The organism is Agrobacterium sp. 22-214-1, assembly GCF_053522465.1.
This window is the reverse complement of the sequence record NZ_JBNWCK010000005.1, coordinates 162035-174650: the sequence shown is the minus strand read 5'-3', so window position 1 is coordinate 174650 and position 12616 is coordinate 162035. Positions and strand designations below refer to the sequence as shown.

The 12616-nt window shown below is 58.5% G+C and carries 12 protein-coding genes; 3 read left to right on the top strand and 9 right to left on the bottom strand.

Annotation, left to right across the window (positions count from 1 at the left end; all coding sequences use genetic code 11):
• The first annotated feature begins 105 nt into the window (after window positions 1-105).
• Window positions 106-1383, top strand: coding sequence for an MFS transporter (locus ACQZ5G_RS18620; protein WP_448737985.1), 1278 nt, complete (start codon window positions 106-108; stop codon window positions 1381-1383).
• 121 nt (window positions 1384-1504) lie between these two features.
• Here ACQZ5G_RS18620 and ACQZ5G_RS18615 read toward each other — a convergent pair whose 3' ends face one another.
• From ACQZ5G_RS18615 to rplS, 4 genes are all read right to left on the bottom strand, one after another.
• Window positions 1505-2446, bottom strand: a complete 942-nt coding sequence (locus tag ACQZ5G_RS18615) for a rhizobiocin (RefSeq protein ID WP_448737984.1) — start codon at window positions 2444-2446, stop codon at window positions 1505-1507.
• Window positions 2447-2627: 181 nt separating this feature from the next.
• Window positions 2628-3941 carry an HlyD family type I secretion periplasmic adaptor subunit gene (locus ACQZ5G_RS18610; protein WP_448737983.1) on the bottom strand — a complete coding sequence of 438 codons (1314 nt, stop codon included), beginning with the start codon at window positions 3939-3941 and terminating at the stop codon, window positions 2628-2630.
• Window positions 3934-5667: a type I secretion system permease/ATPase gene (locus tag ACQZ5G_RS18605; protein ID WP_448737982.1), complete on the bottom strand. Its 1734-nt coding sequence runs from the start codon at window positions 5665-5667 to the stop codon at window positions 3934-3936. Before ACQZ5G_RS18605 ends, ACQZ5G_RS18610 begins: the two co-directional genes overlap by 8 nt.
• Window positions 5668-5957: 290 nt before the next feature.
• A complete protein-coding gene (rplS, locus tag ACQZ5G_RS18600) occupies window positions 5958-6497 on the bottom strand; it encodes a 50S ribosomal protein L19 (RefSeq protein WP_003520506.1) in 540 nt (179 codons plus the stop codon).
• A gap of 265 nt (window positions 6498-6762) precedes the next feature.
• Here rplS and ACQZ5G_RS18595 point away from each other — a divergent pair, with 265 nt between their 5' ends.
• Entirely contained in the window at window positions 6763-7509 is a 747-nt protein-coding gene (locus ACQZ5G_RS18595; protein WP_059759849.1) for a sulfite exporter TauE/SafE family protein, read from the top strand.
• On the opposite strand, the gene trmD is transcribed toward ACQZ5G_RS18595, so the two are convergent.
• From trmD to ffh, 5 genes are all read right to left on the bottom strand, one after another.
• The gene (gene trmD / locus ACQZ5G_RS18590; protein ID WP_448737981.1) at window positions 7491-8189 is read right to left on the bottom strand and encodes a tRNA (guanosine(37)-N1)-methyltransferase TrmD; all 699 of its coding nucleotides are present in this window, start codon (window positions 8187-8189) and stop codon (window positions 7491-7493) included. The genes ACQZ5G_RS18595 and trmD overlap by 19 nt on opposite strands.
• 4 nt (window positions 8190-8193) lie before the next feature.
• Window positions 8194-8760, bottom strand: a complete 567-nt coding sequence (gene rimM / locus ACQZ5G_RS18585; RefSeq protein WP_003520509.1) for a ribosome maturation factor RimM — start codon at window positions 8758-8760, stop codon at window positions 8194-8196.
• A 120-nt stretch (window positions 8761-8880) separates the two neighbouring features.
• The gene (gene rpsP, locus ACQZ5G_RS18580) at window positions 8881-9258 is read right to left on the bottom strand and encodes a 30S ribosomal protein S16 (protein ID WP_035221728.1); all 378 of its coding nucleotides are present in this window, start codon (window positions 9256-9258) and stop codon (window positions 8881-8883) included.
• 33 nt (window positions 9259-9291) lie between these two features.
• Window positions 9292-9609 (bottom strand): chorismate mutase, encoded by a 318-nt coding sequence (locus ACQZ5G_RS18575; RefSeq protein ID WP_448737980.1) that lies wholly within the window; start codon window positions 9607-9609, stop codon window positions 9292-9294.
• 11 nt (window positions 9610-9620) lie between these two features.
• Window positions 9621-11189 (bottom strand): signal recognition particle protein, encoded by a 1569-nt coding sequence (gene ffh / locus ACQZ5G_RS18570; RefSeq protein WP_003520512.1) that lies wholly within the window; start codon window positions 11187-11189, stop codon window positions 9621-9623.
• A 325-nt stretch (window positions 11190-11514) separates the two neighbouring features.
• On the opposite strand from ffh, the gene ACQZ5G_RS18565 reads away from it, so the two are divergent.
• Window positions 11515-12585 carry an MBL fold metallo-hydrolase gene (locus ACQZ5G_RS18565; protein WP_448738077.1) on the top strand — a complete coding sequence of 357 codons (1071 nt, stop codon included), beginning with the start codon at window positions 11515-11517 and terminating at the stop codon, window positions 12583-12585.
• Window positions 12586-12616 lie beyond the last annotated feature (31 nt).

Below are 12616 nucleotides of genomic sequence, written 5' to 3'. Positions count from 1 at the left end.
CCAATGGTTATGATGCAATGCAACTTGCGTATTTTGCGATGCACATATAGATGGGTTCCCTTATCATTTGCATTTCGACGAGAAATCGAAGGGAGGGAAAAGCATATGGTATCCGAAAAAGCCCTTATCTCGAAGATCACCTGGCGGCTGATGCCGTTTCTTGGCCTTCTCTATCTCATCGCCTATATCGACCGCCAGAATGTCAGCTATGCCAAGCTGCAGATGGTGGATGCGCTGAGCCTCAGCGAATATGCCTACGGTCTTGGCGCTTCGCTGTTCTTCATCGGTTACTTCATCTTCGAAGTCCCGAGCAATCTGTTCCTAAACCGTTTCGGCGCCAGCAAATGGTTTGCCCGCATTCTGGTTTCCTGGGGTGCCGTCACTATCGCGCTTGCCTATACGCAGAACGCCACGATGTTTTACATCCTGCGCTTCCTGCTCGGGCTTTGCGAAGCGGGTTTCTTCCCCGGTGTATTGTTCCTGATGACGCTCTGGTTCCCGCGCGATTATCGCGGCCGCATGATCGGCCTGTTCATGATTTTCAGCGCGCTTGCCAATGCCATCGGTGCGCCGCTCGGCGGCATGCTGCTCGATCTGGATGGTTTCCTCGGTTATGCCGGATGGGAATGGGTATTCCTCGCCACGGGTATCCCGGCCGTCATCGCCGGCATCGTCACCTTCTTTTATCTCGACGACACCCCGGAAAAGGCGAAGTTTCTGACGCAGGATGAGAAAAACTGGTTGAAGAACCGGCTGGCCGAAGAAAACAAGGGCATGGAAGAGCATGCGGAGGACGGCTTCAAGGCGCTGGTCAATCCGCGCGTTCTGTTCATGGCGATCTGCTATGTCGGCTTTCCGCTGGCGGCCTATGGTCTCAGCTACTGGCTTCCAACCATCGTGAAGAGCTTCGGCGTTTCCAATACCGCCAATGGCTTCATCAACATCATCCCCTGGGTGATCGTGGCCATCGCCCTGTTCGTCGTACCCTTGGCCGCCGACAAGGCAAAGAACAAGACGCCCTATATCGTCGGTCCTGCCTTCATCGGCGCCTTTTGCCTGTTGATGTCGGCATTGCTGAGCGATCCGGTCTTGCAGTTCGCCTTCCTCTGCATCGCCGCTGCAGGCATCTTTGCCGGCCAGCCGGTATTCTGGAGCCTGCCGGGCCGCTTCCTCAAGGGAGCAGGTGCGGCCGCCGGCATCGCCGCGATCAATTCCGTCGGTAATCTGGGTGGCTTCGTGGCGCAGAATGTGGTGCCCTGGATCAAGGATCAGACCGGCAGCACCACTGCGCCGATGTTCTTCCTTGCCTTCTGCCTGGCGCTTGCCGGGGTGCTGGTCATCGTCGCAACGCGTAGAATGGGCACTCAGGCCAAGCCTGCCTGACTTTGGAAAATAGCGACGGCTGCCACGAGTGTCGGCGGTCGCATATGAAAAAAATCGTGGCCCGGATGTTTCCGGGCCACGATCATTTTAAGCGGCAAATAATGAATTCTCTTCGAGAGAATTACGCGGTGAACCAGTCGCTACCGGTCAGGTGAACACCGGCGACAACGATCTTTTCGCCCTTGTGCTCGCCAGTGACATTGTAGGTGAGGATGGTGTCGCTATCGTCTATCCTCACCGCCCAGTTGTCGATGGTGGTACCAACCAGTTTCAGCTTGTCCATGGAGGCGTTGAAGCCTTCGATGCTGTCGGTGGCGGAGCTCTTGGCCATGTCGCCGAGATTGAAGACGAAGGTATCGGCGCCACCGCTTGCCTTGATGTGGTCGATGCCCTTGCCGCCAGTGACGAGCGATGAAGCGAGGTTCACGCCGCTCAGGTCGATAGAGTCGTTACCTGCACCGGCATCGATCTTGACGGAGGTGAAGCTGCCGTCGGTGACGCCAGCGCCACCGTTCACGACGTTGGTACCGGCAGCAACGCCGCCGTCGAACGCCGTGCCCGCCTTGACCACGATGGTGTCGTTGCCGGCGCCCGTGTCGATGTTGAAGGCGTTTACCCAAGCCTTGTCGTTCGATACGACAGAGACAGTGACCGTGTCGTTGCCTGCACCGGTCGAGATGTTGCCACGCTTGGCATTGAGAACTTCCACGGTGGACGAACCGGTGCCGCCGAGATGAACGTCGACTTGAACGAAATCCTTGAAGATAAGGTTTTCAGAAGTGTCGGACTGGGCGAGAGCGTTCTTTACCGAATTCCATGCCGACGACACGTCAAATTTGAAGCCGTTCGAGCTGGGGTCATAGCCCACATCGACCGTGCCGCCCGCGCCGGTGCCGGGAACCGATACCGCGCCGACATTGACCACGCCGGAGTCGAGCGAAGAACCGTTTTTGACCTGTGCTGTGGATTCGGTGAGGAGCTTATAAGCTTCCTGATCGACCAGGTTGGTGAGCGAAGAGACCGAAGCAGCGCCACCATTACCAAAAGTTACTTTTAACGCCATTTTTACACTCCCATAAATTTTTGAGAAATCGATGAATTGAAATTAAATTTATAATAAATATTGCGGGTGATATTTAATACGTAAAAAATGATAATACAATATAAGAAATTGTTTTTTTGAATAAAGTGCGTCTTTAACGTGTTGCGGAAATCCTTTCGCAAAATTATGCAATGGAAATTGTTTATTCCTGCACGAAGGTCTTTTTGAGCCTGTCCTGGAACGGCTTCACAAAATAAGAAAGAACACTCCTTTCGCTGGTTTGTATGAATACTTCGGCCGGCATGCCGGGATATAATTTCCCGCCGGGCAGATGACCCATTCCGGCCTTGTCGGGTTTGATGCGCAGCGCGTAATAAGATGTGCCAGTTCGGGAATCTGTCTGCAGATCGGGGGCGACGACAGCAACTTGCGCGCCCAAATCCGGCGTCGTGCTTTGATTGAATGCCGTGAAACGAATGGTTACCGGCTGCCCGACGTAAATCTGATCGATGTCTCGCGGGGTTATATTGGCCTCGATGGCAAGCTCTTCCTGCTCCGGCACCACCAGCATCAGTACTTCACCCGGTTGAATGACGCCGTTTATATTGTGCACCGAGAGCTGGTAGATGCGACCGGCAATCGGCGAGCGGATGTCGAGGCGATCCAGCTGGTCGCGCGTTGCCGCCAGTCGCTCTTCATATTCCGCGACGGTCGCTTCGATCGATGTCAGATCTTTCGTGACTTCCGATTTCCGGTCTTCATCGAGCTGGAGCAATTGCAGATCCAGCTCGCTCAGCTTGCCCACCGTCTGCGCACGAGCGGCAATATACTGGCCCTGCTGGCCTTCGAGATTGGAAAGCTGGCGCTTGAGGAGATTGAGGCGCTGAAGCGTGACAAGCCCTTTTTTGAAGAGCTCGTCCGTTTTGGAAACATCTTCCTTCACAATGGCTAGTTCGTTGTCCGTCGCCTTCACCTGCACCTCGAGGCCACGTGCCTCGTCGGCGAGCTGGTCCTTGCGTGTTCCCAGCTGCTTTTTCATGCCGATCAAGGCGTTGCGACGGCTGCTGAAAAGGTTCTGTTCGCTGTCGATAAAGGTCTTGGCCGCCTTGGGACTTGTCAATGCCGCCAGATCTTCCTGCACGGTGAAAGACGGCGCCTCGGCAATTTCCGCACGCAGACGAGCCCGACGCGAATAAAGCTGCGCAAGCGTATTTTCGACGATAGAGAGGTTCGCCTGCACGACGGTGGCGCTCAGCCGCAACAGGACCTGACCGGCCTCGATCCTGTCGCCTTCGGCGACATTGATCTCGCTGACGATGCCGCCCGAAAGATGCTGGATTTTCTTGGAGTTGCCTTCAACGACAACCCGGCCCGTGGCTACCACCGCGCCGGCAAGCTTTGCAAAAGCTGCCCAGCCGCCCAATCCGACGAGAAGGCCAAGGGCGAGAACGGTCACTGCGGTCGAGTGCCTGAGAATGGAGGCATTCGTCATGCCGGGTTTTTCCGCCTCAACCATTTTCGCTCACCCGGTTTTCAATCTTGCGCGTTTCTTTCTCCTCAGGCACCTGGCGGATATTCTGCCGCAGGATTTGCGCGAGCACCTCTTCCTTGGTGCCAAAGCGAAGCATTCGGCCGTTGCTCATCACCATCACCAGATTGACGCTTTCGATGGCGCTGGGGCGATGGGCAATGACGACGACAATGCCGCCACGCGCCCTGATGTCGCCAATGGCATTGCGCAGGGCCGCTTCGCCTTGGCTGTCCAGATTGGAGTTCGGCTCATCGAGAAGAACGAAGAAGGGTTCGCCAAACAGTGCGCGGGCAAGGCCGATGCGCTGTTTCTGCCCGCCCGATAAAGCCTCGCCCCGATCACCAATATAGGTATCGTAACCGTTGGGCAGGTTGAGGATCAGCTCATGCACCTGCGCGGCCTTGGCTGCGGCGACAATCGCTTCCGCTGTCGCATCGCGGTCGAAGCGTGAGATATTCTGCGCCACGGTCCCCGGCATCAGCTCCACCTGCTGGGGCATGTAACCGATGGATTTGCCGAGAAACTCGAAATCCCACTGGTTGAGCGCGGCCCCATCGAAGCGGACGGAACCACGTTCATAGGGCCAGATGCCGGTCAGCAAGCGTGCCAGCGTGGATTTGCCGGAGGCGCTTGGGCCAATGATGCCGAGACCATCGCCTGCGTTCAGCGTGAAGGAAATATCGGCGACCGTATCGCGTGCGCCATTGGGCGGCCCGCCGGTTACACGGTCAACCGCGACGGTAAATTGCGGGCGAGGCAGAGAGAGCGGTGGTGAGGGTTCAGGCACCAGCTCCAGGAACTCGTTGACGCGTTTCCAGCCCTGTCTTGCGGTCATGAAGCTGCGCCAGTTTGCAATCGCATGTTCGACAGGGCCGAGCGCCTTTGCCGAGAGGATCGAGCCTGCGATGATGCTGCCCGCCGATGCATCGCCGTCGATGACAAGCACGGCGCCGATGGCCATGACGCCGGATTGCAGCAACAGGCGGAAGGTTCGCGACATGGCGCCGAGCATGCCGGCCGTATCGGATGTCGACAGGGTGACGGCGCGATATCTGGAATGTAGCTCGTCCCACATGGATGTCACCGCCCCCATCATGCCCATGGTCTTGATGGATTCGATGTTGCGCTGGCTGCTGCCGACGAGGACGTTTCTTTGGCCTCGCGTGGTATAAGCCTGCTTTGTCGCCCTTTCGGTCAGCCAGTTCGTAAGGAGCGTCAGCACGATGAGAACTACAGCTCCGCCGAGCACAGCGAACCCGATCCACGGATGCAGGGCAAAACAGATCAGCAGATAGATGGGTAGCCAGGGAATGTCGAAAAAGGCCGCCGGTCCCGGTCCTGAGAGGAACTGGCGGATCTGATCGAGATCGCCGACGATCTGCAGCCCATCGACCTTTCCCGAGGCAAGGAGCGGCGCACTGATCGACGCCCTGAAAAGCTTCTGATTGAGCGCGTCGTCCATATTGTCCGAAATGCGCGCCAATATGCGGCCTCGCAGCGCGTCGAACCCCATCAGGAACGCGTAGAGAACGATCAGGAGAACGACCAGTGCCACAAGGGATGGAATGCTCTTGCTTGGCAAAATGCGGTCGTAAACTTCCAGCATGAAAAGCGAGCCGGAAAGATTAAGAATGTTCATCAACGCGCTGGCGAGACCAACGGCGAAAAAAGCGGACTTATTTTTTGTTAAAAAAGAATTAAATAAAAACATAATAACACCTGAAACAGCAAGAAAATCGCACAATAAATGCATTTAGGCAATGCTGTTCGAGGATGGTTTAAAAGACTCGAGCAAGAAATCAGGCAGGCATTTGTTGCCGGTCGAAATCTGCCGCATCTTTCCGCAAAGGAAATGACTGAAAGAGCTTCGGTATTCTCCGGCCAGCCAATGCTCGCCAAACGCGGCTTTCAAGCCGCATGCGTGCCTTGCTATGTTATATCGTCGCAACAAAAAAGGCGGCCCGAAGACCGCCTTTTGATCAATCCATCGAAATGGAAATCTTATTCCGCTGCGGTTTCAGCAGCCTTTGCTGCTTCTTCCGCTGCCTTGGCTTCTGCGGCTTCGGCTGCTGCCTTCTCGGCGGCGAGAGCCTGTGCTGCTGCTACCTTTTCGGCTTCCAGACGTGCCTTTTCGTCGGCAAGCGCCTGACGCTCGGACTCGTTTAGCTTGCGGGCGCGCGTACCGGTGTTCTCAACGATACGGGCAGCCTTGCCGCGACGGTCGCGCAGGTAGTAGAGCTTCGCGCGGCGAACCTTACCGCGGCGAACGACTTCAACGCCTTCGACCAGCGGGGAGTAGATCGGGAATACGCGCTCGACGCCTTCGCCGTAGGAAATCTTGCGAACGGTGAAGCTCTCGGAAAGACCGCCGCCGGAGCGGGCGATGCAAACGCCTTCGTAAGCCTGAACGCGGGTACGGTTACCTTCGGTAACGCGCACGTTGACGCGCAGGGTGTCGCCCGGAGAAAACTCGGGCAGGGTGCGCTTTGCTTCGATCTTGGCGGCCTGTTCGGCTTCCAGCTGCTGAATGATGTTGGTCATGTTAACCTCTGATTTCTTCTGAAACAGCCAGAGCGCTCAACGGTTCGTCTGTCGGTCAATGCCTTCAGACCATGCCTTTCGGCAGGAGCGGGTTCGCCATTCTTTGCTTTCGGTTGGGATATTTCCCATTTCCACGCGGGCACATACACGAGGATGCGCCGTTTGTCATCCCTTTCATGACAATATTTTATCAATTACGCGCCGCGTTCCGGCAGTTGCGAAGCGGCGCGCTGGCGGATATGGCATGGGAACCTTGGGAGGGGCCATGTCCATATTCATTATTCTCATGCTGTTCGCCACCGGTTTTCTGTCGGGTGTCGTCAATGCGATTGCCGGTGGCGGCACCTTCCTGACCTTCGGGGCGATGACGCTGGCCGGTCTGCCACCCATCGTCGCCAACGCCACGTCAGCCATCGTGCAGTTTCCGGGCTACATCACCTCCGTGATCGCCTATGGGCCGGAAATCCGCGCCCATTGGCGCGAGGCGATCCTTTTGTCGGGCGTTTCAGTCGTCGGCGGGCTGGCCGGATCGCTGCTGCTTTTATCGCTCGACAATCCTTCCTTCCGTCAGCTCGTGCCATGGCTGCTTCTTGCTGCCACCGCCGTTTTCGCTGCCGGCCCGTGGCTGCGGCCGAAGGCGAGCGCCGAACGTTCGCCCGGAAATCTGCCGAGCCTCGTCTTTCAGGGTCTCGCTTCCGTCTATGGCGGGTTTTTCGGCGCCGGCATGGGCATCATGATGCTGGCCATCCTGGGAATAACCTCGGGCGGCAGCTATCATCATCTGAATGCGCTGAAGAACCTCTTGTCAGTCGTGATCGCCGTCATCGCAATCACAATCTTCGTCAGCGGTGGCGTCGTTTCCTGGTGGGCGGCGCTCATCATGTTCCCCGCGGCCGCACTTGGCGGCTATGTGGGCGTGCATACGGCACGGCGGGTGCCGCAATGGATCATCCGCTGGCTGGTGATCGCCGTCGGGCTGGTGCTGACCGCCTATTATTTCGTCTCGGCCTGAGCCTTTTCCAGAAGGTCCGGACGTCTTTCCTGCGTCAGCTTCAAAGCCTGTTCATGACGCCACCTGTCGATGACGGCGTGGTTGCCGGAGGTGAGGACGGCCGGAATATCGCGGCCTTCCCAGACCTGCGGGCGGGTATAGTGCGGATGTTCCAGCAGTCCGCCCTCGAAGCTTTCATGCACGCCGGAAAGATCGTTGCCCATGACGCCCGGCAGGATGCGGACGACGGCATCAAGAAGCGTCAGCGCCGCCGGCTCGCCGCCGGAGAGGATGTAATCGCCGATCGACACTTCCTCCAGCCCGCGTGCCTCGATCACCCGCTGGTCGACGCCTTCGAAACGGCCGCAGACGATGATCGCGCCTTCTCCGGCCGCCAGTTCACGCACACGGTTTTGCGACAGCGGTTTGCCACGTGGGCTCATCAGCAGCCGCGGCCGTGTGTCGCCATCCGAAACATGGTCGATGGCCGCAGCCAGAACATCGGGCTTTAGCACCATGCCGGCGCCACCGCCTGCCGGTGTGTCATCGACGCTTCTGTGTCTGTCGGTGGCAAATTCGCGGATCTGCACAGCGTCCAGCGACCATTGCCCCCGCTCCAGCGCCTTGCCCGCCAGCGAATATCCGAGATGCCCCGGAAACATTTCCGGGTAGAGCGTCAGAACGGTAGCCTTGAAGGTCATGACTTTATTTCTTGCCGAACGGCGATACGCCGGTTTCGTCCTTGTCGTCAGGATTGTCGATCAGGCCGGCGGCCATCGGATCGATGAGAATGCGACCGGCTTCGAGGTCGATTTCCAGCACGGCTGCTTCCGAAAAGGGAATGAGGGCAGGGCGACGGCCTGCACCTTTCAGCTCCAGCAGATCACCTGCGCCGAAATCATAGACGGCGCTGACGGCGCCATAACTTTTGCCATCGGCATCGACGGCTTCCAGCCCTTCGAGGTCGGCATAATAAAACTCGTCATCGTCAAGCTCGTCGTCAGGCAGATTGTCACGGTCAATGAACAGTTCCAGACCGTTCAGGCTCTCCGCCGCATTGCGGTCGTTGATGCCCCTGAAACGAACGACGACGACGTTCTTGCCCTCGCGCACTTCCAGAATTTCGAAAACACGGCCATCGGCGGTAACCAGATTGCCATAATCGCCAAGCGCCATCGGATCGGCCGTATAGGTGCTGACACGGACTTCGCCCCGCAGGCCCTGTGCGCCGCCGATCTTTGCCATGAGTACCGGGTTTTCCAGCTTTGCCATCGGGCCGTCCGTCTTCTGGTGTTGGTTGCGTCAGCTTTAAGGTTTGTTGACGCCAAAATAAACAAAAAACGGGTGGCATGGAAAACCACACCACCCGTTCTTCAAAAGATTCCGTGCAGATTATTCTGCAGCAGAGGCTTCCGCAGCAGCAGCGGCTGCATCTTCAGCCTTCTGCTTCTTTTCTGCAACGCGTTCCAGAGCGCGCTTGCCCGGCTTTGCTTTTTCCGGGTTGCTGCGAGCGGCGCGCTCGGCAAGACCTGCCTCTGCGAGGAAGCGCAGAACGCGGTCGGTCGGCTGTGCGCCCTTGGCGATCCATTCCTTGATGAGATCAGCCTTCAGCTCAACGCGCTGCGGGTTGTCCTTGCCGAGCATCGGGTTCCAGGAACCGACCTTCTCGAGGAAACGGCCGTCGCGGGGCGAACGGGCGTCAGCAACGACGATCTGGTAATACGGGCGCTTCTTGGAACCACCGCGTGCGAGACGAATTTTCAGTGCCATGTTATTTACTCCTTAGGATGGCTTGTCCGCCGTTCAGGCGGTCTTTTCGGTGCCGCCATGTTCGGCGGCGATTGCTTCATGATGCCGGATGACTTCCTTGATGATGAAGTTCAGGAACTTCTCGGCGAAATCCGGGTCCAGATTGGCATCCTTCGCCAGGAGGCGAAGGCGTTCGATCTGGTATTCCTCGCGCGCCGGGTCGGCCGGCGGCAAATTGTACTTTGCCTTCAGCACGCCCACCGCCTTGGTACAGCGGAAACGTTCGGCAAGAATGTGAACCAGTGCGGCATCGATATTGTCGATCGACTGGCGGTATTCGGAAAGCTGGGCTTTCACCTCTGCATTGTTCACTGGTGTCCCCCTCACTTCTTTTTCGGAAAGCCGGGCAGGCCCGGCATGCCGCCAAGACCGGGCAGCTTGGCGCCACCCAGACCCGGCAATCCGCCCGGCAGACCGCCAAGACCGGGCATTGCGCCCGGCTTGCCGAGACCGGCGGCTTCCGCCTGCTTCTGGAGCGCCTCGAGCTGCTTCGGATCGATGTTCGACAGATCAGGCATGCCGCCGCCAAGGCCACCGAGGCCCATCTTGCCGGCAAGGCCGCCCATCATCTGCTTCATGATGCCGCCTTTGCCCTTGCCGCCCATGGCCTTCATCATGTCGGCCATGCCGCGATGCATCTTCAAAAGCTTGTTGATTTCAGCAGCGTCCGTGCCGGAACCGGCGGCGATGCGCTTCTTGCGGCTGTGCTTCAGAATGTCTGGATTGGCGCGTTCGGCCTTGGTCATGGAAGAGATGATGGCGATCTGGCGGTCGAACATCTTGTCGTTCAGACCGGCCGAAGCCATCTTGTCCTTCATGCCGGCCATGCCGGGCATCAGCCCCATGATGCCGCCCATGCCGCCCATCTTCTTCATCTGGGCAAGCTGGTCGGAGAGATCGTTGAGGTCGAACTTGCCCTTGGCCATCTTCTCGGCCATGGCGCGGGCTTTTTCCGCATCGATGTTTTCGGCGGCCTTTTCGACCAGCGAGACGATGTCGCCCATGCCGAGAATACGGTCGGCGATACGGCGCGGATGGAACTCGTCGAGTTCGTTCATGCGCTCGCCGATACCGATCAGCTTGATCGGCTTGCCGGTGACGGCACGCATGGAAAGAGCCGCACCGCCGCGTCCGTCGCCATCCATACGGGTCAGCACGAGGCCGGTGATGCCGACGCGCTCATCGAAGTTGCGCGCCAGGTTGACGGCGTCCTGACCGGTCAGCGAATCCGCGACCAGCAGGATTTCATGCGGGTTGGACTTCTTCTTGATGTCGGCCATTTCCAGCATCAAGGGTTCGTCGATATGGGTACGGCCGGCGGTGTCGAGAATGACGACGTCGTGGCCGCCGAGTTTTGCTGCTTGCACTGCACGCGCGGCGATATCGGTCGGCGATTGGCCGGCAATGATCGGCAGCGTGTCGATGCTCGTCTGGACACCAAGCTGGCGAAGCTGTTCCTGGGCGGCCGGACGACGCGTGTCGAGAGATGCCATCAGCACCTTCTTCTTATCGCGGTCGGTCAGGCGCTTGGCGATCTTGCCGGTGGTGGTGGTCTTGCCCGAGCCCTGCAGACCCACCATCATGATGACGACGGGGGCGGGGGCATTGAGATCGATAGAGACGCCTTCGGTACCGAGCATCTCGACAAGCTCGTCATGCACGATCTTGACGACCATCTGGCCGGGTTTGATCGACTTCAGGACGGCGGCACCAACAGCTTTTTCACGCACCCTGTCGGTGAAGGAACGCACGACTTCCAGTGCAACGTCCGCTTCCAAAAGCGCACGGCGAACCTCGCGCAGGGCGGCGGCAACATCGGCTTCCGTCAGCGCGCCACGGCCGGTCAGTCCATTCAGAATGGAACCAAGGCGGTCCTGGAGGTTTTCAAACATCGTTTCTTCCTTCTTCGTTCCGGGGTTTCCGAAACGTCGGTGCTTTCGCTGCCAAAAACAAGACGCAAAGCCAAAAAGCACCCGAGGGCGCATCGCGCTGTCGGGTGTTGACCTCCGGGATCTCTTTATACCTTTGCGGGTCCTGGTCGGCGGCTTGGAGTCGTGAAACTGCCAGCTGATGGGCGGGATAAACAGGAAAGTGCGGGAAAAGTCAAGGCGGCGCGGGTTTGTGGACGAAAAGGCCCGCATTTCATCTTTGCGTGATTGGCCGCAGGCGGCCATTGCGGCGCTTGAACGGGCCCCTTTCGCTCCCTATACCTTTGTCATGAAACGTCGAAACTTCTTTCGTTTTTCCGCTCTTGGTCTGCTCGCTCTGGCGGGTGGGGGCCTCTATGCCCGCCGTTCGAACGCGAGCGCCTATTATAGCGGCCCGATCTCCGATCATTTCGACGGGGTGCGCTTCTTCAATCCCGGCGGTTCGCCGCCCGGCAATTTCATGGGCCTTATGAAATGGCGCTTCAATGGCGAGCGCGCCACATGGCCGGAAAGCTATCCGAGCCCCTTTCCCTTCGCAAAACCGGAAGCCCGGATCGAAGGCAGGGATATGCGCGTCACTTTCGTCGGCCATGCCTCGTTTCTCATCCAGACGGCGGGGCTGAATATTCTCATCGATCCGGTGTGGTCGCAGCGCACCAGCCCGTTCAGCTTCGCCGGTCCCAAACGGGTCAATGCGCCCGGCATCCGTTTCGAGGAGCTGCCGCCCATCGATCTGGTACTCGTGACGCACAATCACTACGACCATCTGGATATGGAGACGCTGAAGCGCCTGCATGTGGCGCACAAGCCGCTTTTCATCACGCCGCTCGGCAATGACGCCATCATCCGCACCGGTGTCGAAGCGGCGCGTATCGAAGTGGGTGACTGGAACGATGTGATTGAGGTGGGCGCAGTGAAAATTCACTTCGAGCCTTGCCACCATTGGTCAGCCCGCGGTCTGAACGACCGGCGCATGGCATTATGGGCAGCCTTCGTCATCGAAACACCCGGCGGCAAAATCTACCATATCGGTGATACCGGCTTCCATGAAGGCCGCAATTACTACGCCGCGCGCAAGAAGCACGGCGATTTCCGCCTCGCCAACCTGCCTTTCGGTGCTTATGAACCGCGCTGGTTCATGAAGGGCCAGCACCAGAACCCGGCGGAAGCCGTGGAAGGCATGAAGCTTTGCGGTGCGGCGCATGTCTGCGGTCATCACTGGGGCACCGTGCAGCTGACCGATGAGGCGGTGGACGCCCCGCTCGTGGCGCTCAAGGCGGCACTCAAGGAGCAGGGGGTGGATGAGAGCCGTTTTCAGCCCATGCGCCCCGGCGAAGTCTTCGACGTACCTTCCGCCTGACCACTGCCGCGTTTGCGCCGCAACAGTCTGG